This is a genomic window from Rhizobium sp. Root1204, assembly GCF_001424965.1.
Lineage (GTDB): Bacteria > Pseudomonadota > Alphaproteobacteria > Rhizobiales > Rhizobiaceae > Pararhizobium.
Genome location: NZ_LMCZ01000009.1, coordinates 84,818 through 105,373, shown reverse-complemented (window position 1 = coordinate 105,373; position 20,556 = coordinate 84,818). Strand labels below are relative to the sequence as shown.

Annotated in this window: 23 protein-coding genes and 2 pseudogenes; 15 read left to right on the top strand and 10 right to left on the bottom strand. The window is 58.9% G+C overall.

What is annotated here, in order from left to right; all coding sequences use genetic code 11:
- The first annotated feature begins 65 nt into the window (after positions 1-65).
- The 7 genes from ASC96_RS11885 (at position 66) to ASC96_RS11855 (ending at position 7,465) form a co-directional block, all read left to right on the top strand.
- Positions 66-806 carry an SDR family oxidoreductase gene (locus tag ASC96_RS11885; protein WP_060503253.1) on the top strand — a complete coding sequence of 247 codons (741 nt, stop codon included), beginning with the start codon at positions 66-68 and terminating at the stop codon, positions 804-806.
- A gap of 207 nt (positions 807-1,013) precedes the next feature.
- The gene (locus tag ASC96_RS11880) at positions 1,014-2,066 is read left to right on the top strand and encodes an ABC transporter substrate-binding protein (protein ID WP_156397440.1); all 1,053 of its coding nucleotides are present in this window, start codon (positions 1,014-1,016) and stop codon (positions 2,064-2,066) included.
- Positions 2,067-2,176: 110 nt separating this feature from the next.
- Positions 2,177-3,244: an ABC transporter ATP-binding protein gene (locus ASC96_RS11875; protein ID WP_200956621.1), complete on the top strand. Its 1,068-nt coding sequence runs from the start codon at positions 2,177-2,179 to the stop codon at positions 3,242-3,244.
- Positions 3,241-4,419, top strand: coding sequence for an ABC transporter permease (locus ASC96_RS11870; RefSeq protein WP_060503251.1), 1,179 nt, complete (start codon positions 3,241-3,243; stop codon positions 4,417-4,419). Before ASC96_RS11875 ends, ASC96_RS11870 begins: the two co-directional genes overlap by 4 nt.
- Before the next feature lie 3 nt (positions 4,420-4,422).
- On the top strand, positions 4,423-5,205 hold the full coding sequence (locus ASC96_RS11865; protein WP_060503250.1) for an ABC transporter permease: 783 nt from the start codon (positions 4,423-4,425) through the stop codon (positions 5,203-5,205).
- A 306-nt stretch (positions 5,206-5,511) separates the two neighbouring features.
- A complete protein-coding gene (locus ASC96_RS11860; protein WP_082512045.1) occupies positions 5,512-6,537 on the top strand; it encodes a YeiH family protein in 1,026 nt (341 codons plus the stop codon).
- A gap of 49 nt (positions 6,538-6,586) precedes the next feature.
- Positions 6,587-7,465, top strand: a complete 879-nt coding sequence (locus ASC96_RS11855) for a LysR substrate-binding domain-containing protein (RefSeq protein ID WP_060503249.1) — start codon at positions 6,587-6,589, stop codon at positions 7,463-7,465.
- 94 nt (positions 7,466-7,559) lie between these two features.
- Here ASC96_RS11855 and metB read toward each other — a convergent pair whose 3' ends face one another.
- On the bottom strand, positions 7,560-8,738 hold the full coding sequence (metB, locus tag ASC96_RS11850) for a cystathionine gamma-synthase (RefSeq protein ID WP_060503343.1): 1,179 nt from the start codon (positions 8,736-8,738) through the stop codon (positions 7,560-7,562).
- 727 nt (positions 8,739-9,465) lie between these two features.
- Here metB and ASC96_RS11845 point away from each other — a divergent pair.
- The 3 genes from ASC96_RS11845 to ASC96_RS11835 all read left to right on the top strand — a co-directional run bounded on the left by ASC96_RS11845 (position 9,466) and on the right by ASC96_RS11835 (position 11,042).
- Positions 9,466-9,699 carry a hypothetical protein gene (locus ASC96_RS11845; protein WP_060503248.1) on the top strand — a complete coding sequence of 78 codons (234 nt, stop codon included), beginning with the start codon at positions 9,466-9,468 and terminating at the stop codon, positions 9,697-9,699.
- Between the two features lie 187 nt (positions 9,700-9,886).
- Positions 9,887-10,387, top strand: a complete 501-nt coding sequence (locus tag ASC96_RS11840; RefSeq protein ID WP_156397438.1) for a hypothetical protein — start codon at positions 9,887-9,889, stop codon at positions 10,385-10,387.
- Between the two features lie 160 nt (positions 10,388-10,547).
- Positions 10,548-11,042: a BON domain-containing protein gene (locus tag ASC96_RS11835; protein WP_162246346.1), complete on the top strand. Its 495-nt coding sequence runs from the start codon at positions 10,548-10,550 to the stop codon at positions 11,040-11,042.
- Between the two features lie 114 nt (positions 11,043-11,156).
- Here the strand turns inward: ASC96_RS11835 and ASC96_RS32570 are convergent, their stop codons facing one another.
- The 4 genes from ASC96_RS32570 to ASC96_RS31620 all read right to left on the bottom strand — a co-directional run bounded on the left by ASC96_RS32570 (position 11,157) and on the right by ASC96_RS31620 (position 13,776).
- Complete coding sequence (locus tag ASC96_RS32570; protein ID WP_156397436.1) at positions 11,157-11,450, bottom strand: hypothetical protein; 294 nt, start codon at positions 11,448-11,450, stop codon at positions 11,157-11,159.
- Between the two features lie 202 nt (positions 11,451-11,652).
- Entirely contained in the window at positions 11,653-12,906 is a 1,254-nt protein-coding gene (locus tag ASC96_RS11830) for an FAD-binding oxidoreductase (RefSeq protein ID WP_060503245.1), read from the bottom strand.
- Positions 12,907-12,935: 29 nt separating this feature from the next.
- Positions 12,936-13,436 (bottom strand): TIGR00645 family protein, encoded by a 501-nt coding sequence (locus ASC96_RS11825; RefSeq protein ID WP_082512026.1) that lies wholly within the window; start codon positions 13,434-13,436, stop codon positions 12,936-12,938.
- Between the two features lie 175 nt (positions 13,437-13,611).
- Positions 13,612-13,776 (bottom strand): DUF1328 domain-containing protein, encoded by a 165-nt coding sequence (locus tag ASC96_RS31620; protein ID WP_037105882.1) that lies wholly within the window; start codon positions 13,774-13,776, stop codon positions 13,612-13,614.
- A 218-nt stretch (positions 13,777-13,994) separates the two neighbouring features.
- On the opposite strand from ASC96_RS31620, the gene ASC96_RS32565 reads away from it, so the two are divergent.
- Complete coding sequence (locus ASC96_RS32565) at positions 13,995-14,204, top strand: hypothetical protein (RefSeq protein WP_156397434.1); 210 nt, start codon at positions 13,995-13,997, stop codon at positions 14,202-14,204.
- Positions 14,205-14,338: 134 nt separating this feature from the next.
- Here the strand turns inward: ASC96_RS32565 and ASC96_RS11820 are convergent, their stop codons facing one another.
- From ASC96_RS11820 to ASC96_RS11810, 3 genes are all read right to left on the bottom strand, one after another.
- Positions 14,339-15,322 carry a PRC-barrel domain-containing protein gene (locus tag ASC96_RS11820; protein ID WP_082512025.1) on the bottom strand — a complete coding sequence of 328 codons (984 nt, stop codon included), beginning with the start codon at positions 15,320-15,322 and terminating at the stop codon, positions 14,339-14,341.
- A 200-nt stretch (positions 15,323-15,522) separates the two neighbouring features.
- Positions 15,523-15,681 carry a CsbD family protein gene (locus ASC96_RS31615; protein ID WP_082512044.1) on the bottom strand — a complete coding sequence of 53 codons (159 nt, stop codon included), beginning with the start codon at positions 15,679-15,681 and terminating at the stop codon, positions 15,523-15,525.
- 62 nt (positions 15,682-15,743) lie between these two features.
- Entirely contained in the window at positions 15,744-16,073 is a 330-nt protein-coding gene (locus ASC96_RS11810; RefSeq protein ID WP_060503242.1) for a hypothetical protein, read from the bottom strand.
- Between the two features lie 281 nt (positions 16,074-16,354).
- Between ASC96_RS11810 and ASC96_RS11800 the strand changes: the two genes are divergently transcribed.
- From ASC96_RS11800 to ASC96_RS11795, 3 genes are all read left to right on the top strand, one after another.
- Complete coding sequence (locus tag ASC96_RS11800; RefSeq protein ID WP_162246345.1) at positions 16,355-17,224, top strand: alpha/beta hydrolase; 870 nt, start codon at positions 16,355-16,357, stop codon at positions 17,222-17,224.
- Positions 17,225-17,315: 91 nt separating this feature from the next.
- Positions 17,316-17,471: a DUF3309 family protein gene (locus ASC96_RS31610; protein WP_082512023.1), complete on the top strand. Its 156-nt coding sequence runs from the start codon at positions 17,316-17,318 to the stop codon at positions 17,469-17,471.
- 54 nt (positions 17,472-17,525) lie between these two features.
- Entirely contained in the window at positions 17,526-17,774 is a 249-nt protein-coding gene (locus ASC96_RS11795; RefSeq protein WP_060503239.1) for a YMGG-like glycine zipper-containing protein, read from the top strand.
- A gap of 388 nt (positions 17,775-18,162) precedes the next feature.
- Here the strand turns inward: ASC96_RS11795 and ASC96_RS33760 are convergent.
- Positions 18,163-18,324: pseudogene (locus ASC96_RS33760) on the bottom strand (LysR family transcriptional regulator); the annotation flags it as partial.
- Here ASC96_RS33760 and ASC96_RS33755 point away from each other — a divergent pair.
- Positions 18,320-18,538: pseudogene (locus ASC96_RS33755) on the top strand (hydrolase); the annotation flags it as partial. The pseudogenes ASC96_RS33760 and ASC96_RS33755 overlap by 5 nt on opposite strands.
- A gap of 205 nt (positions 18,539-18,743) precedes the next feature.
- Here ASC96_RS33755 and ASC96_RS11785 read toward each other — a convergent pair.
- Positions 18,744-20,444 (bottom strand): SulP family inorganic anion transporter, encoded by a 1,701-nt coding sequence (locus tag ASC96_RS11785; RefSeq protein WP_060503237.1) that lies wholly within the window; start codon positions 20,442-20,444, stop codon positions 18,744-18,746.
- Between the last annotated feature and the right edge of the window lie 112 nt (positions 20,445-20,556).

The window sequence follows — 20,556 nt, the reverse complement described above, 5'->3', positions numbered from 1 at the left end:
AGACGAGGCTTGCATTTCGCGAGCCGCCCATTACGATGTATCAAGCATCAACGGAGAATGCGCCGATGACCGAAGACCGCCGCTACATGTTGTTGACGGGCGCAAGCCGCGGCATCGGCCATGCAACGGTGAAACTCTTCCAGGCGAAGGGCTGGCGCATCCTTACTGTGTCACGCCAGCCGTTCTCCGAGGAATGCGCCTGGCCGTCCGCCCGCGAAAGCCATATCCAGGCCGACCTCGCCGATCTGGCGCAAATCGACCGCCTCGCCGCGACCGTGCGCGAACGGCTGCCCAACGGCCGGCTGCACGCACTGGTCAACAATGCTGGTATTTCCCCGAAGGGGCCGGGAAAGAGCCGCCTCGGCGTGATGGGCACGGACGCGGATATCTGGACGCAGGTGCTCAATGTCAATGTCGTCTCGACGGCGCTGATCGCCCGCGCGCTCATGCCGGAACTCGAAGCGGCGAAGGGGTCGATCGTCAACGTCACCTCCATTGCCGGAACGCGCGTCCATCCCTTTGCTGGTGTCGCGTATGCGGCGTCGAAGGCGGCTCTCGGCTCGCTGACACGGGAGATGGCGCATGAGTTTGGCCGCCGCGGGGTCAGGGCGAATGCCATCGCTCCAGGTGAGATCGAAACATCGATCCTTTCGCCCGGAACGGATGAACTGGTGGCTGCGGAAGTGCCGATGGGAAGGCTGGGTGAACCGCGCGAAGTCGCGGAAACCATCTATTTTCTCTGCACGGAGCCATCGTCCTACATCAACGGTGCGGAAATTCACATCAACGGAGGGCAACACGTCTGACCACGGTCAAAAAGGGATACTCCCACTGACCGGCAATGACTGAAATGCATCAAGCGGCTGAAGCACCCAGGGGAAAAGGGCGCGATGGCCGCAGATACTGAACGCCACCGCTACGCCAAAGGCGAAGGTGACGCCAGCAGTTCGCATGAGATCGTCATGGGAGCCGGGCCATCCGGTTCCTTCGCTAACAAAGAAAAGGGGAATACAATGAAGACTTTCATGAAACCCGGAATTCTGACGATTGCAGCCGTCGTGCTGTCTACAAGCCTTGTCGCACCCGTTTTCGCGCGGGACCTGACGGTCGTCTCCTGGGGCGGCAACTATCAGGATGCGCAGCGCAACATTTACTTCAAACCGTTCTCCGAGAAGACCGGCAAGCCAGTGCTCGATGAAGCCTGGGATGGCGGCATCGGTGTTATCCAATCGAAGGTCAAGGCCGGCGCGCCGAACTGGGATGCGGTGCAGGTTGAAGCGGAAGAGCTGGCGCTTGGCTGTGCGGACGGTCTCTACGAAAAGATCGACTGGGACAAGATGGGCGGCAAGGACAAGTTTCTCGATTCTGCCGTGAATGACTGTGGTGTCGGTGCCATCGTCTGGTCGACGGCGATCGCCTATGACGGCGACAAACTGAAGGAAGGTCCGGCCTCGTGGGCAGATTTCTGGAACGTCGAGAAGTTCCCCGGCAAGCGCTCGCTGCGCAAGGGGCCGAAATACACGCTCGAATTCGCGCTGCTTGCCGATGGTGTCTCGAAAGACGAACTCTATGATGTGCTGGCGACCGAAGAGGGCATCGCACGTGCATTCAAGAAGCTCGATGAGTTGAAGCCGAACATCGTCTGGTGGGAATCGGGCGCACAGCCGCTGCAATTCCTCGCCTCTGGCGAAGTGGCGATGGCATCGGCCTATAATGGCCGCATCACCGGTATCAACCGGTCGGAAGGCAAGAACTTCAAGGTCGTTTTTCCGGGCAGCATCTATGCCGTCGACAGCTGGGTGGTGTTGAAAGATGCCGAGAACAAGGATGCCGCACAGGACTTCATTGCCTTTGCAAGCCTGCCCGAGAACCAGGCAAAGCTGCCGGAATTCGTGGCCTACGGACTGCCGAACAAGGAAGCTGCTGCAAAGGTTCCGGCTGAGTTTTCCAAGGATCTGCCGACCGACCCGGCGAACATGACGGACTCGATTTCGCTCAATGTCGATTTCTGGATCGACAACGCGGAAACGCTGACGCAGCGCTTCAACGCCTGGCTCGCCCAGTAGGAACATCCTCCAGGAAGGGCGCCCCATAAGCCGCCCTTCCTGTCTGGGCGGGCGCGTTCTCGCGGATTTTCCCGATAACGCGCCCTTTGCCTCAAGCGATGGAGCCTTCCGTGGCCGAATTCATTCGATTTGACCGTATCACCAAATTTTACGGCCCGCTTTGTGTGGTCGAAAACCTCGACCTTGGCATCGGCAAGGGCGAATTCGTCAGCCTGCTTGGCCCCTCCGGCTCCGGGAAGACGACATTGCTCATGATGCTTGCCGGGTTCGAGCAGGTCACTTCCGGCAATATCCTGCTGGATGGCACCGCCATCAACGACGTGCCGACCCACAAGCGGGACATGGGCGTCGTGTTCCAGAGCTATGCGCTGTTTCCCCATATGTCGGTCGGCGAAAACGTTGCCTTTCCGTTGCAGATGCGGGGCATGGGCAAGGCGGAGATCGGCAAGCGCGTGGCGCGGGCGCTGGACATGGTGCAGTTGTCGGCATTTGCCGACCGCCGCCCCTCGCAGCTTTCCGGTGGTCAGCAGCAGCGCGTAGCGCTTTCCCGCGCCCTGGTCTTCGAACCCCGCGTCGTTCTGATGGACGAGCCGCTCGGTGCACTCGACAAGCAATTGCGCGAGCAGATGCAACTCGACATCCGAGACCTGCATCGACGTCTCGGCCTGACCATTGTCTTCGTCACACATGACCAGTCGGAAGCACTGACGATGTCGGACCGCGTTGCCGTGTTCAACAAGGGCAGGATCGAACAGATTGGCACGCCAAGACAAGTCTATGACGAGCCGGCAACCCGCTTCGTCGCTGAATTCATAGGAGAGACCAACCTGGTGGAGGGCGTTGTCGAAGCGGTGCAGGGAGAAGAAGCCAATGTGCGGCTGGCCTCCGGCACACGGATCGTGTCGGCCGTCTCCAGCTCTGTGGTCCCGGGCCAGACGGTCTTTCTGTCCATCCGCCCCGAGCGTGTCGATCTCACCGAAGTTCGCGGAGATATGTCCAACTGTCTTGAAACGGAGGTTACCGACTCTGTCTATCAGGGAGATCACCTGCGAGTGCAGTTGCAAAATGCCGCTCATCCGCTAATCGCCAAGCTTGGACGGCGATCACGCGAATATCCGCCGGGCACCAAGGTCTACGCCGCCTTTTCCGCCGGCGATTGCCGGGTTATCGCGCCATGAGTGGGACGTCGCCACGAACAGGGCGATCGATCCTCCTTCTGGCGCCGCTGCTCCTCTTCGTCGTCGCGTTCTTCGTCTGGCCGCTGTTCAGCATGATGTCCCAGTCGGTGTCCGACACGGCGGTGCTGCGCCTTCTGCCGCGGAGCGCCGAGGTGCTGCGGGGCTGGGACCGCAAATCGCCACCGACCATGCTTATGCAAGCGGCGCTGATAGAAGATCTGAGAGCAATCGATGACGACCAGGCGCTCGGCGACATGGTGCGTCGTCTCAACAGCGCCCGGTCCGGTTTTCGCACGCTGATGTCCAAGACGACGAGCGCGCTCGCGGACACGGCGAATCCGCCCGCCGATCTCGTCTCCATCGACAAACGCTGGGAAAAGCCTGAATTCTGGCTGGCGATCGCCGATGCGCTCTCGCCGCTGACCGACCGCAACCTGCTCGCTGCCATCGATCTCGGCCGCAACGCCACCGGCGAGATTGAACACCTGCCAGCCGATCAATCGGTCAACCGCGTCATCCTCATTCGTACCTTCTGGATCGCCGCCCTCGTCACTTTCGCCTGCGCGTGCATCGGCTTCCCCTATGCGATCATCGCCGCTTCGCTGACTGGCTGGAAGCGCGACCTGATGCTAGGCGCCGTGCTGTTGCCGCTCTGGACATCGCTTCTGGTGCGCACGGCCGCCTGGTTCATCCTGTTGCAGGAAAAAGGCCTGATCAACGACCTGCTGCAAATGCTGGGCCTGATCAACAGCCCGCTGCCGCTGATCTTCAACCGCACGGGTGTCATCATCGCCATGACCCATGTGCTGCTGCCGTTCATGGTGCTGCCGATCTACTCGGTGCTCATCACCATACCGAAGAACCTGATGCCAGCGGCAGCATCCCTCGGCGCTCATCCCCTGCGTGCCTTCCTGCGCGTGCTTCTGCCGCTCAGCCTGCGCGGCGTCGCCTCCGGCAGCTTGCTCGTCTTCATTTCGGCGATCGGTTACTACATCACGCCCGCGTTGATCGGCGGTCCGGGCGACCAGATGATCTCTTCGATCATCGCCTTCTACGCAACGGGTTCGGCGAACTGGGGCATGGCGGGCGCGCTCGGCGTCGTGCTGCTCATCGCGACACTGCTACTCTACAGCATCTATGCACGGCTTTCTGCCGAAGAGCCGGAGAGACGCTAGGCCATGGCAATGAAGCTCACCAAAATCGCTTTTGCGGCGCTGACAATCCTCTTCCTTGTCGCCCCCCTCATCGCCATCCTGCCGCTCGCTTTCACTTCGAGCGTCATTCTCACATATCCGATCCCCTCCTGGTCACTGCGCTGGTTTGAAGAGCTTTTCACGGCGGATGCCTGGCGCCGCGCGATCATCAACAGCCTGATTATCGGCACTGGCACGACATTGCTTGCAACCATACTTGGTACGGCCGCTTCGCTTGGCTTACGGAACCGGCTTATCTTCTTTCGCGGGACGATACGCACGCTATTCCTGCTGCCGATGGTCGTGCCGGCCGTCGTGCTCGGCGTCGGGATGCAGGTTCTGCTTGCACGTTTCGGCCTGACGAACAGCTATGCCGGAGTGATCATCGCCCACACAGTCGTTGCCGTTCCCTTCGTCGTCGTCAGCGTCACCGGCGCGCTTGCCGGCATCGACGAGCGCATCGAACTCGCCGCCCAAAGCCTTGGTGCGCCACCCACAACGGTCTTCCGGCGCGTAACCCTGCCGCTCGCCATGCCCGGCGTGCTCTCCGGTGCTGTACTCGCCTTCGCCACCTCGCTCGACGAAGTCGTGCTGACCCTCTTCGTCGCCGGGCCCAATCAACGTACGCTGGCCCGGCAGATGTTTTCCAGCATCCGCGAAAATATCAGCCCGGCAATCGCCGCCGCAGCCCTCCTCTTCATCGCAGCGACCCTCATCATCGGCCTCTTTGTCGTGCTGTCCCGATCCATGTTGGCAAAGCAGCGGTAGATGCGCCCTATCTTGCTGAAATCCAGCGTCAGGGAAGCCAAGTGCTCCCTCTTCTGCGTGCTCAAATGGATCGCGGCATAAAGCCCGTCAATAGGCGGTGTGCATTGTTGTATCTGTCACGAAACCGCCCGACCGCTCAGCCCCGGGAAATGGCAGATTGCGCCCGAGCTTCTGTTGATGTCAGGTCAGGCCATTCTTGAACCGATCGCGAATAACGATCGGAATGATCTTCCAATACAATTGGATTCTATCGAAGATATTTCTCATTGTGGCGTTATCCTGAGTTATATTTTCGAGACAATCCGCATGACCGATTCTTCCGCCGTTTCCTCTTCAAAACCCGGAGCCTTAGCGGGCTTCATTCCCGGTATCGTGCTGGTGGCGGTGATCACGGCATCCGCCTACGGGCTGCGCAACCTGCCGTTTGTCTCGTCGCTCAGCCCGATGATCACAGCGATCTTTCTCGGGATGGTTTTTGGCAATCTCGTCGGGTTTTCCTCGTCCGCCGAAGCGGGCATCTCGATTGCCGGGAAAAAACTGCTGCGGCTGGCGGTTGCCCTGCTCGGCCTGCAGCTGACCTTCGCCCAATTGGCCAGCATCGGGATCAACGGCCTGATGCTCGCAGCGGTGATCGTTGTCTCGACATTGCTTTTCACAGTCTGGATGGGCCGATTGCTGGGCGTCGACCGGAAACTGAGCCTGCTACTGGCGGCCGGTACCGCAATCTGCGGCGCCTCGGCTATCGCCGGCGCCAATGCCGTCACGCGCGCCAGGGACGAAGACGTCTCCTATGCGGTTGCCTGCGTCACTGTATTCGGCACCATCGCGATGTTCCTCTATCCGTTTCTGAACATCCTCTTGGGCAACGACCCGCAATCCTACGGCCTGTGGGTTGGACTGACAATCCACGAGGTTGCCCAGGTTGTCGGCGCCGGGTTCCAGGGCGGTGAGGCCGCCGGACAGGTCGCCATCGTATCGAAGCTTGCTCGCGTGATGATGCTGGCACCCATTGTGATTGCTCTTGCTCTCCACGTCGCCCGATCCGAACACAGTGCGGCCGGCCGGCCGGCCCTGACGCAGGTAGTTCCCTTCTTCATCGTCGGCTTCGTCTCGCTGGTTGTCCTGAATAGCTGGGGTTTGGTGCCGGAACAGCTGCGGGGTTCCATTATCGCAATGACGCCTGTCCTCCTCACCGCCGCCATGGCAGCGCTTGGCCTGGGGACGAGTTTTACCAAATTAAAGCAGCGGGGCCTGCTGCCGTTGCTTCTTTCCTTCATCGCCTCATTGTACATTGCCACAGCGGGCCTGCTGCTGGTCAACCTGGCTCAGTAAGGTTGCCGGCCATTCCGCACAGCCGGTGGTATGATTTGAAAGGCGTGGTGTGACACTCGAACAGTTGCGGATATTTCTTGCTGTCGCGGAGCGAGAGCATATAACCCGCGCGGCAGAGGCATTGAACTTGACGCAATCGACCGTCAGCGGGGCGATCAACGCGCTCGAAAACCGGCATGACGTTAAATTGTTTCATCGTATCGGCCGCCGGATAGAACTGACCGAAGCCGGCAAGATTCTTGCTGAGGAGGCGAAAGCAATCGTCGCCCGCGTCAACGCGGCCGAGGCTGCCATGGCCGATCTCAGCGGTACCCGGCGCGGAACGGTGACCATCTTTGCGAGCCAGACCATTGCCAGCTACTGGCTGCCGCAACGCCTAGTCCGCTTCTATGAGCGTTTCCCCCAGATTGAGTTGCGGCTACAGGTCGGGAACACGGCACAGTGCACAAAGGCAGTTCTGGCTGGCGATGCCGATCTCGGCTTCATCGAGGGAACGATCGACGAGCCGGCCGTCTCCGTTGAGCCCATTGCCAACGATCGTCTCGTCGTCATCGTCAGTCACGACCATCCGTGGGTCAGCCAGCCTCCAGTCCTGCCGCGTGACCTTGACGGCACAGAATGGGTTTTGCGCGAACCTGGTTCGGGCACACGATCCTCCTTCGAACAGGCGGTGCGCGAGCTGGGGCTGAACCCCGGCAGCCTGCGTGTCCCGATCGAGCTCCCTTCGAACGAGGCAATCTGTGCGGCGGTCGAGGCCGGATACCTGGCCACTGCGGTCTCCGAAATGGTCGCCCAAGCGGGTGTCAACGCCGGACGGTTGCGCATCATGCCGCTCGAACTGCCATCGCGCGAATTCAGCCTCATCCGCCATCGCGAAAGGCATCGTACGCGTGCAAGCGACGCCTTTCGCGAGCTTGTTATAACCTGATAGAGCGGCATGTGTGGCGGCACAGCACGCGGCCAAAGGCCACCGCAGCTGAGCCCACAGCCAATTCGACCTGCTCACCGCAGTTTGATTGACGTTACGGTGCCGTAGCCGACAACGAGCCGATGGCCGACAGGCTGGATGCACGGTCCCAAAGAAGATCTTCCTCGGCCTCCAACCCAACCGAAACTCTGAGCAAGCCGTCGGTGATGCCGGCGGCCGATCGAGCCTGCGCCCCCATTCCGGCATGCGTCATGGTTGCCGGATGCGCGATCAGGCTTTCAACACCACCGAGCGATTCAGCCAGCGTGAATACCTGCAACGGCTTGACGAAAGACCGCACGGCCTCAAGCCCGCCAGCCAACTCGAAGCTTAACATGGCGCCAAAGCCTGACTGTTGCCGTTTGGCGAGTTCGTGTCCGGGATGCGTCTCAAGCCCAGGATAGTGAACAATGCCAACCTCCGGCCTCCCCGCCAAAAAATTCGCCACCGCGACAGCGGTTTTCTGCTGGCGCTCGAGCCGGGGAAAGAGAGTACGGACACCGCGAAGCGTAAGATACGAATCAAACGGCGACCCTGTCACTCCGGTCAGATTTGCCCAGTCCTTTAACGCCTCCGCATCACTCGAACGGGCCGCGACAACCGCGCCACCGACAACATCGGAATGGCCGTTCAGGTATTTTGTTGTCGAGTGAATGACAAAATCCGCTCCAAGAGAAATGGGCTGCTGCAGCGCCGGCGACAGGAAGGTATAGTCGACAACGACGCGTGCACCGGCGGCATGCGCCTGTTGCGCAATGCCATTGATGTCAACGATGCGCATCAGCGGGTTGCTTGGGGTTTCGATGAAAACCAGGGTTGGCGAGCCCTGAAGACCACTTCTGAGCGCTGTGGCATTTTGCTGGTCGATGAACTCCACGTCGAAATGTCTCTTGTCCCGGAGAGAACAAAGCAACCGGTATGTCCCGCCATAACAATCATGCGGTGCAATGACGCTGTCTCCGCTTTTCAGCAGGCTGAGAACCAAGTTGACAGCAGCCATTCCGGAGGCCGTCATCACGGCTCCGGCACCACCCTCCAGCTTTGCCAAGGTGTCACCCAAAAGGTCGCGTGTCGAATTGGCCGTCGTCGAATATTCGTAATCCTGCGTCTGTTCAAAATGTCGAAACGCAAAATTGCTTGAGAGATGGAGAGGCGGAGTGACGGCGCCAAAGGCGCTATCGGTAGCGATACCGTTTGCTGCAGCAATGGTTTTGACGTCTTTGGCCTTTCTCATTTCGATCTGACTTTCTGTGGTTGCCGGAGTGCGCGAAATTTTCGAGGCAGGACCATCCTCATCCAAGCCAGAGCGTCACCCTTCTTGGGAGGACTATAATTTCCATTTTGTGAATGACAGCAATCAATCATTCTCCAGTATCGGATTTTTGGCAGGGTGAGCGCAGATGTAGCTCAAGACGATGCCTGCTTTTCGGCCCGTCCCATCAGTTTTCCGACAAACGGCGGTAGAACGACAGCGCTATGCAGCCCTTCGCGAGCGGGGCTCTTCTGTCCCATCAAGGAAGCAGCCTTATAAAAATCGGGGTTTCAATTGCCCGGAAAATCTGCGAAAGGCCTTTCGTCCGCAAGGACAGGACGCGGCTGCTATTAGATTTAGAATAGGGCCGGGCGGGCAGATTGACGTCTCTCTCGCTGCCACGAAAGAACGTGGCCGTCCATTTTTTGCGACCTGCATCCGGCCGTATGATAGCATCAACTCGTTGAGTATTATCATGTTATGACAAGCCATCAGTGTTCGGCGGAGGTTCAACCTCTGCCTCTTTCGGATCGACAGCAAGGCAATTGGCCAGCTTTTTTTTCACATTGCAGCGGTTGCCGGTACAGGTGCACGGCAATCAATGCTAAAGATCGCGGCTATGTCATCGGCACTGCCTGCCGTAATCAGTCCATCGCGTTCATCGAAACGGCCCTGACTGTCACGGCACCAATATTTGAAAGGGCCATCCATGGCCGAGAAATTCATCGTTGTTCCCTACAAAAAGACGCGCGGCGGACTTGGACCGGGCGAGATGCGCCAGGCATCCAATGCTGCGAGCGCAGAAAAGATTGCTGCAGCCATGGCAGACCGGTTTGTCGGGGTCGCGGCCTATGCCGTCGAGGTCGATGAAGAGAGCGGCGACATGACGAGCCCGCGCCTGCTCGCCCAATTCGGGGATATCGCCGAACTGCCATCAAGCTGATCTTGCCAAGATCCGGCGCCTTTCTTGACGATTTTGGCTCGACGGAGGCCCTTTACCCCGCAGTTTGAAGGCTTTACCGCCTTCGCCGGTCTTTTCGAGGAACATTCGCCCTACAGCGACGTTTATCGGGCAGTTGCCTTCAACGTTTGCTGGCACAGGCACCATTTCTCGAAAGGATATGTCCGCCATGAATCAACGTTTTGATCCCACTGAAAACCGTAACGTGAATCCTGCGGCATGGCCGGCTGAACAGGCAGGCCCGCGTATCGATCCGGTGACAGGCGCTCCGGTGAACGATCCGTTGGCCAACCAGCGGCGGCCGGAAGACCTCGAACCCCGATCGGCACGCTCGAAATGGCCGGTTTTGATCATCCTGCTTGCAGGCTTGGTTCTGGCGCTTCTCGTCTGGTTGCCAGCAGATATGTCGACCGATCAGACCAGTGGCACAGCAACTCAGCCCACGGCGACAGAACAGACGACAACTCCACCAGCCGACACCGCTACCCCGCCGGCTGACAACAGCGCGACACCGGGTGCCGTTGCGCCCGGCACTGCAACTCCGGACACAAACGTGACGCCGAACACCACAACGACCCCGAGCGCCACGCCTGCGACCCCGGAAACGCAAACCCCGGCAACTGGTACCGGTACGCAGACACCAGCCACCGGCACTGCCCCGCAGAACTAAACGACGCTTGACACGTTCGATAAATGACGGAGCGGCTTCAGCCGCTTCGTCATTTGCTGTTGCCGGTCATCGCAAAAATATTCGGCAAGATTGTCTTGCAAATGAACCAAATGCCTCGTCATCCGTTTCTCCTCGGCTCTCCCAGAACAAGGACATGGCAATGACTGGAAAAACACCAAAATCCACAGGGCGCGAGGACGATTACCGCGATTACGAGGAACGAGATCTTAACGAGGGCTGGCCCTACGCCGACGCGGCGCCCGGATCAGACACCAGGGTCGGAAACCGGTCCTACGGTGAGAGCGCCGAAAACTTCGATGAAGCGGAAAATCCCGGATTCCAGCGCAGCGACGAGACGGCGATCGAAAGTAGCAACGGTCCCGACCTTTTCGGCGACGACACCGAGGCGGATGTTGACGACGATGCTCTGGAGGACATGATTGCCAATGTACTTGAGGACAGTGATATCGACACATCGAGTGTCGACATCAAGGCCCGCCGTGGAGCCGTATGGCTGAAAGGTTCCGTCGATACCGCGCGCGAGCGCCGCCAGATCGAAGCGCTGATCTATGCAGTGTCCGGCGTGACCCGTATCCGCAACGACTTGGAAGCAATTGGAGCAGACAGCGGCATTCCAGCTGATTGGGACGATTGATCGCGCAGCAAGATCGCGAGCATGAAATTATGGTCCGGCACTTTGTCACTCACCCATCAAGGGCGGACTCAAAGGCATCTGCGCCGCCATCGGTAGCTCCGCCTCGCCGCCCCGTCAGGGGCGACTCTCGTTGTGCCGCGAACGGATCGGCGAAACGGCGTTCCATCGTAACTGGCCGCTTAAAGGATCACCGTCATCAGGCTCCCAGAAGCTGGCCGATGGCATCGAGCGCCCTGCCGGCTTCGTCAGAAGGGCCTTTACCGCGTGTTTTGCTTCGGATGGATTCGAAAACAGCCGGCCATCCAGGCTCCATACGCCATATCTGACAGCGAGAAACCGAAACCCGTTATCCTCGCGTATCAGAGCGCCAACGGCTTCGCCGTTTAACTCTACGACCTGTTTCTGCATGAAATACCGCTCCTGCCACCGTTCCTCACGGCGGTCATTTCCAAATGCTGTTCATGACTCAGCCGACCGAGCCCTCGCCGTCAGCCAACCCACATAACGGACGGCTGTGACGTTTGTTCCGGTCTTCGAAAAATTAATCGGAAAAGAATCGGCAGCAGAATTGGACGCCGGAATCACTCCCGGCGTCTGTGCCTCGTGTTGATCAGGCCAAAAACCGGTCAGGCCTGAACGGTTTGATGTCTATAACGGTTTTTTCGCCGGTCATTTTTTCGGCGAGCGCGCGGCCGGTGACCGGGCCAAGGGTCATGCCGTGATGGGCATGGCCGAAGGCAAACCAAAGACCTTCGTGACGCGGCGCCTTGCCGATGACAGGCATCATGTCCGGCGTGCAGGGGCGCGCGCCCATCCACGGCTCCTCATCGCGGCGCTCGGCAAGCGGAAAGAATTCACGGGCGACGCGCTCGGCTCTCGTCAGCTGGACCGGGGTCTTCGGCGCATCGCGATTGGCAAATTCAGCGCCGGTGGTCAGCCGTATGCCGCGCAGCATCGGCGCCAGGAAATAGCCCTTTTCAGCATCGAGCACCCAGTTGTTCAGCTGCGCGCCTTCTTCCATGCCGTAATGCATGTGATAGCCGCGCTTGACCGCCAGCGGAAACCTGTAGCCGAGCTTCTTCGTCACGGTATCGGCCCAAGGGCCGAGCGCCACCACGACTTCCCTGGCCTCCAGCGGCCCCTCCGGCGTTGCAACACGCCAGCCCGCACCCTCGAGAACATGTTCCAGCGTCGCCGCATCGCCGGACACAAGGCGGCCACCGAGCGACTGGAAATAAGCGAGATATGCCTTGTTGAGGCTGTGCGGATCGCGGATCGACCACGGGTCGGTCCAGCGCAGACCGCCGGTGAGGTCCGCCCGGATCGACGGCTCCATCGTCTTCAGTTCGCTGCTGGACAGCTTCTGGTGATTGACGCCGAATGTCGATGACAGCTTTTCGGCTTCCTTGTAGGCCGCATCACGGGCTGCCTCGGTGCGGAAAACCTTCATCCAGCCATCCTTGCGGATGAGATCGCCGGCGCCGGACGCGTTGATCAGGTCGGCATGTTCGGTGATCGAATTCTCGATCAGGGGTGCATACATCGACGCGATGTTCTGGTGCTGAGTGAAGCCTGAATTCCACCAGTAGCGGATGAGGAACGGCACGAGACCCGGCAATGCACGGAAATGATAATGCGCGTCGATCGTGTTGTTCAGAGCATAGCGAAACAGCGCCCCGAAATCATGAGGGAAACCATAGGGAAAAACGCCTTCGCGCTGGATCAGGCCGGCATTGCCATAGGACGTTTCCTCGCCAGCACCGCGTCGATCGAGCAGCACAACGGACTTGCCCCGCCGCGAAAGATGGATGGCAGTCGACAGGCCAACAATGCCCGCCCCCAAAACAACAACATCAGTCTTCATGCCCGCCACCCCATTCTGCTTGTTGCGGTCTATTTCTTCAGTTTGGTCATGATCTGTTCGAGGAAACCAAGCATCAGCGCGGACACCACGAAAGCGATGTGAATAATGGTCGCCCACATCAAGTGCTCGCTGGTGTAGTTCGCCACGTTCAGGAAAATCTGCAACAGATGGATGGACGAGATCGCCACGATCGACGATGCCACCTTGATCTTCAGGCTGCCGGAATCAAGCTTGCCAAGGAACGAGACTTCGGCATCAGCTTCATCGAACCGGCTTACGAAGTTTTCGTAGCCCGAGATCATAACCATGACGATCAGGCTTGCGACTAGTGCCGCATCGATCAGGCCGAGCATGGCAAGAATCATGTCGGATTCGTCATAGGTGAAGACCATGATGGCGATCTTGTAGAATTTGTAGACGAAGGACACGGCGTAAAGTGCCAGCGCTGCAACCAGCCCCAGGTAAAAGACCACTAGGAGCCAGCGGCTCGACAGGATGATTCTTTCAACGATGAGTTCCAATGATTTCATGCTTGGTGCAGCTCCGGCATGTGCAATTGCGAGATAATCCGGTCATGAATAGCCAAGCCCATTGCCTTCGGCAAGGCGGAAGCGGCCTGTATTGGCGAGACATTTCGACCCCAACAGCAAAAGGGAGCGATGCTTTCGCATCGCTCCCTTCTCTCACGCATCACCTGATATGGGATCAGGTTCGGCGCATCAGGCCAGCCACCAGCGAGATGACCAGGAAGGCGAGAAACAGGAAGAACAGAATTTGTGCGATACCTGCGGAAGCGCCAGCAATACCACCAAATCCCAGAACACCGGCGATGATGGCAACAACGAGGAAGACAAGAGCGTAATACAGCATCGGGAATTCTCCTTGGTTTAAATCATTGCTGATTAAACGCCGGAGGCGAACCTTTGTTCCGGTAAAAAAGGCAGGACGCGGCGCCTCGCGACACAAACCAATCATTAACTACGACGCGAAAGATCGCCTCATTTTGACACGGTTTGGCCACGCATTTCTCGGAACCTTAGCAAGGAAGTGAACGTTGTGAAGGCATATACATCATGCGAGATAGTAAAATGACCGTATCAACAACGAATATCTGGAAATCTGCAGCGGCCTCGGTTCGCGTACCGAAAAAGGGGCGCGATCGGCACCTGCATATTGGCTCGACTTTGCGTGACCTCTACTTCACGGAAGCCCCACTGAACGCAGATGGCACGTTGTCTAATCTTCTTGCAGATCTCGATGCTGCCGAACAACGCTCGACAAGAGACACGGACAGCTGAGTTTTAGCAATTGATCCGGAGCAAAAAGATGACGGCCACACGGCCGCCTTTTTTTTTTACACCGGTTCGCATTCAGACGGGTTTGTAACAACAAAAAGCCGGCGTCATTTCGGCGCCGGCTTTGCAAATACTCGTCAGTTTGCCGGCGTTGCCAGAACGATTCCACGCGGGTTGGCCCTGTAGGCCTCCTCGTCATAGGCAGCCTGGGCTTCCAGCTGCGCCTTGGTGAAAGGCGAATAGATGGTCATTGTCCCCTTGGCATCGGCCATCACCTCAACGCTCTGCGCACTCATCGCAACCGGCTTTTGCCCGATCCCGAGAAACCCACCGACATCGATCACATAGGCTTCGATCTTGCCGTTCTTGTCGAGAAGAATGTCGCCGATCTCGCCCACCTTGGTATCGTCGGCAACCTTGACCTCGATGCCGATAAGCTTTTCCGCACTGACCAAAGACGGATCGACCGGCTGCATTTCGTCAGGTGGCGTTGCGGCTGTGGTGGTCGTATCGACCGGCGGGGCGATGTCCGGATCGGACATCTGCGGTGTGGTGCCGATAGTTGGTGGCGTCGCTTCCGCTGCTTCATCGGTAATGACGGGAGCGGTTGCAGGCGCTGCGGCGCTGTCGTCCTCGGGTCCTGTCGCAGCGACACCATCCATGATGGCCGTTCGCTGGAATTCGGGGGCTGCCTGAAGGTCTTCCTTGGTCGCCGACACGACGATGATACGTTGGCCGTCCCTGTCCGACCAGGACACGCGGTCGAAACCGACCGCCACATCCTTTTCGCCAATACCGAGGAACCCCCCAACGCCGATCACCAACGCCTCGGCGCCGCCATTGGCGTTGATGACGACATCATTGACGTCGCCGATGGCTTCGCCCTGTTCATCAGCGCCTGTATAGACAGTCTTGCCAAGGACTGAGGTTGCCAGAACCTGCTCTGGCGCGGCGGAAAAATATCCGGCCGGGCCTTTGCCCGGCGCCTGAGAGGTCGTGTTCGCGGTAGCAGCCGGATCAGCGTTGATCGCGCCGCCTTCCTGCGCCCATGCGCCTGTGATCAGCGCTGTGGTTGTCAAGAACGCGCCAAGCGTGGTCGTCGCCATAAGAGTTCGGATCATTGTTGTACTCCTTCATGCACGTCTGGGAGAAAGCCAGTTGGGCGGGAAAGCCACGGGTTCAGCCGGCTGGGATTGCTCTGGACAACGGAGCCGCGCGCATTTTGTTCCGTATTTCGGGCCACTGGCAGCCGGTGCCGGATGCGAAAATGGCACCCGGACGATGATCCGGGCGCCATTTGGTAACTACAGAACCACTGTAGTCAGTGGCGCGACCATTCGTCGATCTGGCGCTCGGCTTCCTCTTTTTCGACGCCGTAGCGAACTTGAATCCGGCCAGCCAGTTCCTGGCGGCGGCCATTGATGACATCAAGGTCGTCATCCGTCAGCTTGCCCCACTGGGCCTGGGCCTTGCCCCGAATTCATGGTGTCTCCTATGGTTGAGCCTTGTTCGGCCGGGTTTGAAAATGCTGCACAGTGGGGCTTAATTGCTCAACAGGCGCTGCTGATCGCGTTTGCCAGCAACCAGGAGCGGCATGGCCGGCTCATCGAAGGTTATCTGGATGTCCAGTTCATTCGAGGGTGTTATGGCCCAGGTGATCGTTGCATCTTCAGTATAGAGGGCCGGGTCGATAGCGGCACATTTGCCGTAGACGATCTTGTACTTGCTTCTGAAATCATTGAGCGACGGCTGCAGCAGTGCCTGGCATTCCTCGGCGGTTTCAAACCCGACCGCCGGTGCCGATAGCTCCTTGCATTCAACATTGCCCTGGGTACACCCGACAAGCATCATGATCGCTGCGATATGTTCCATCGTCGTGCTCCCTGCACAATGAATGATGTGGCAGGGAAACGGGGTGGTCGCCGGAGAAGTTCCGCAAATTTTGCCGGGAACATTTTTACCGCAGATAGCGTTTTGTCTCTGCGTCAAGGAATGCCTTGCGTGAGTTGGTGAACCCGGATACCCGCGACGGCCTCGGCCGCGCCCGCCCCAGAAAACCAAGACTTCCAAGGCATGATTTGCTGACGCACAGCAAAGGAATGCCTTCAATGTTGCGCCCGCCGCCTCCATATTGGCTTTCCGAAGATTCAGGCATGAAAACCGTGTTGATCCACGGCATGGTCATGTCTCCGGTCTTCTGGAACTGTTTTACGCCTGGCATCGTCCGCGAAGGCCGCGCCGCCGCCTATCCGCTACCGGGCCACAGTCCTTGGAGACTCGACAATCTCACGCAAAGCCTGACCACAGCAGCGATCGTCAGAGCTTACGCCGAAGCGATCGAGCGGGACTACAATGGAGAACCGGTGACCCTGATTGGACATTCGACCGGCGGCTTCGTCTCGCTTCTGCTTGCCCGGCATCGGCCGGACCTTGTCAGCAACGTCATTCTCATGGGCGCCTTTGCCTGCGGCCGGTTCGAGGGGCAGGAGCGGCTGGCATCGCGAATCCTGCGCCTTCCTCTGCTCGGCCAGCACCTCTTCATCCGGTTGTTCACCCGGTGGATAGCAACACGGGAGGCCTTTCGGTGGGGGGCACTCGAATGTGTGTTCGACAAGACCGCCGGCTGGGAAACCGAAGAAACCATTGCGGCAATGGAACAAGTCCGCGAGCGCCTGCTGAATTCTCAGGCGGGTGAAATCGCCGCTTTCGTCTCCTGGATGTCGCAAACATCCATCGTAAGCGAGCTACCGTTGATCGATGTGCCGGTGCTCAACATCATTGGCGGCCGTGATGCCATTGTGCCGCCTTTGCACCAGATCCATCTGTCCGGACGCCTACCCCGCGCTCATACCGTCATCCTCGACAAGGTCGGGCATCTGCCCATGGCAGAGGCTCGCGACAAGGTTGACCAGCTGATCGCCGCCTTTCTTCTGCTCGGGCCGCTGAGCCAAAATCGTAAGAGCTGCGGAAGGGGAAGGACCGCGACTGTGCCGCTCGGCAATACTCTGCCACTGGGCCTTTAATGAAAATCTCACACGGGAACAAATCCTCGTGAGCGGCGTTACCGCAGCAGACCCCGTGCCTGGCACGGCAGAAACACAAAGAGGAAACAACATGCTCGGTACAATTCTCCTGATCGTCCTGGTGCTCTTGCTGATCGGCGCACTACCCAATTGGGGCCACAGCCGCAATTGGGGATATGGACCGTCAGGTGGCCTCGGGCTGGTCGTCGTGATCCTCCTCATCCTCGTATTGATGGGCCGCATCTGATCTGCGCGCACGTCGCTTTTTCGCCCATCAACACCCCTTGAAAAGGAACCAGTCATGAAAAAAATCCTCCTCGCAGCAGTTCTCATTCTTCCGCTCGCGGCTTGCACCCAGACCGAGAAGGGGGCCGGCATAGGCGCCGCATCCGGCGCCGTCATCGGAGGTGTGGCGACAGGCAATGTGCGCGGGGCAGCAGTCGGCGCTGCAGTCGGCGGCGTGGCCGGTGCCTTGATCGGTAATGCCAGCGAACCGGGCCGCTGTGTCTACCGCGACCGTTATGGCCGCCGCTACACCGCATCCTGCTGATAAGACAGCAGAGATAAGCCAAAACAGGAAAACGGGCTTTGGCCCGTTTTTTTTGCGTCTGGATACCTTGGAGTGAATGCCCACTGTACTTTGCAAACCGCCTGTCACTTTTCCCCGCTATTTGTCTTGCAATAGGACCGCGCATCTGGATCGGTCATCGAGGACTTTTTGCTAATTCCGCACCATGAATGACCTGATGGCACGTCCCATCAAACGCTACACTTTTGAAGTGTTAATCAGCCTGCCGGGAATCCGCAACCTTTGCGGGCAGGGCTCCACAGCTGACGAATCTATCCGCAAATGCTGGAGGAGAGCCTGAAAAATTCAGCTGCAAGCCAAGCCGTCAGATACCGAAAGCAGTCATTCAGGTTGCCCAAGTGGTTTACGGTCAGAAAAGGCTTTGATCAATGGTTTGACGTTGAACGGCGCATTCTCGCGCTAGAAAATCGATGAGGGTGCGTACAGAGGGCAGCAGACCGCGCCGGGACGGAAATACCGCGTGCACGATGCCTGACGCCGGGCGCCAATCTGGCAAGACGGGCACCACCGATGCCTCAGGGACCTTCAATGAAGTGACCCACCATTCGGCCTGGAACCGCATGAGCGCCGCCGGTGTCCAATTGATGACTTGGTTCGGCGTCGCCTGTGAATTGCACCGCGACTGGCGCAACGACATCGAAGGTTTGGGCACGCTGTTTGCTAACCACATTCCGGACTACCGCAACCTGATCACCAGCTACAACACGATGGCATCCGGCAAGTAAGCTGGCGCCAGCTACTCTCCATGGCAGCTGCATCCGCTGCCATGGAGTTGTAGATTAAAGCAATACGTCATGGCCGCAACCTCCGGTGGACGCGATGAAGGCGCAGGGCTGTTTGTTCGAGCCAATAGCAGCAAGTTGTTGCTATCTTGCTGCATCGGTTGATGTCACCCTTCGCGTTTTCCGGTCAGCGCGCAAATTCGGGACTTCAGGCCGGGCCCTCTCCGGCAAGGGGTTGCGCCGGCGTAGCCTCGATGCTGCTCTGGTAATGGCGGATCCCTGCCCGTGTGCCCGAAAACATGCGTGCGGCACCGAGCTGCGCAGCAAAACCCGATGCGCGAACATAATCGAGCACCTCGGGATTGAGGTCCGCGAGCCATAGCTCAATACCCTGTCCCGCAAGATTACGCTCTCCCTCCATGATCATCTGAAGGGCTGAATACTCGATATCCACAACGCGGCTGAGATCCATCAGCAAAATGCGTGGCTTTTCCTGATCGACCAGTTCGCGGATACGATCGCCGACCAACTGCGCATTCAAGAAGAAGAGGCGTCCCTCCGGCCGTAAGATCAGAAGGCCTTCGAAGGTTTCATCGTCCTGGCGCTCTGCCGTAAGCGGCCGCAGCAAATCCTCCCCTCGTTTGCGGCCAATGATATGGAGACGTGGATTGGCGACCTGGCTTGCGAGACCAACCAACGATAGGATAATGGCAACGATGATGCCTTGCAGCGTACCGAAAAAAAGCACTCCCAAGAACGCTGCCAACGCCCAGCGAAACTCCATGCGGCGGGCCTTGCGGATCGACATGAACTCTGCGGGGTTGATAAGGCCGATGGAGTAGACGATTACAATGGCTGCAAGCACGGCCTGCGGCAGCAATCCGAGCAACGGTGCAAGAACCAGCATCGTCGCCGCGGACGCCGCCGCGGTGACCAACGACGCTTTCTGAGTAGATCCGCCTACAGCACGCACCACCGCCGTCTGCGACGTGCCGCCACCGGCCGGCATAGCGCCGAAAAAGCCACCACCGAGGTTGGCAAGGCCTGTGGCTACCAATTCACGATTGGGCCGGATCGGTTGATCCCCGGGTACGGCAAACGCCCGTCCGGCGGCAATCGTCTCTGTGAAACTCATCAATGCGATACCGCTTGCACCCGGAAGCAATTGCAAAATGAGATCGGTATCTGGCAGGGTCAAGGACGGTAGTGCCTGAGGAATGTGACCCACGATCGGCACGCCGCTGGCGCCGAGCCCAGCCATCCAGGACACCGCAATGCCTGCCCCGAGCACGGCGAGCGGCGCGGGGGAATGGGGCCACATCCGTTCCAGCAGCAACAAGAGCGCAAGCGCGGTCACACCAATGCCCAGCGTGACGATCGATGCATGCGGCAAATCTTGCACGAAGTTCAGGATGTCGCGGAAAAAGCCCTGCTTGACGATATGGAGGCCGAACAGTTTCGGAAGCTGATCGAGAACGATCACCAGTCCGATCCCGGCCTTGAAGCCGGTCAAGACCGACGAAGATATGAAGTTGGCAACAAAGCCCAAACGGAGAGCCGCCGCCATTATGAGGAGCAGGCCCGTGAGCGCCGTCAACGTTGCCGTCGCCGTCAGCAACCGGCCAGGCTCTCCGTCCGGTACGACGAGGGCAAGCTGGCTTGCCGTCAAAATAGCAAGGGTTGTCGTGGAGCTGACGCTCAGCACCCGGGAGCTACCCAGCAGCGCATAGACAATCATCGGCACGAAGGCCGTGTAAAGGCCGACATTGACGGGCAAGCCAGCAACCGTCGCGTATGCCATCGCTTTCGGCAGGACAACCGCAGCAGCGGTCAGGCCCGCGATGATGTCGAGGCGCAGCGTCCCGTCCGGCGGCAATGGCAATTGACCGGCATTCGACAATGGAACCATGACTTTGCACCTCCATCAGTTTAACGGCGTCCGGCCTGCTGACGCGCCATTGCCCGAGTTCACCTGTTGATAGTTCCAGTCGCTGCATTGGCAGGCTAGCTAACACCGAAAT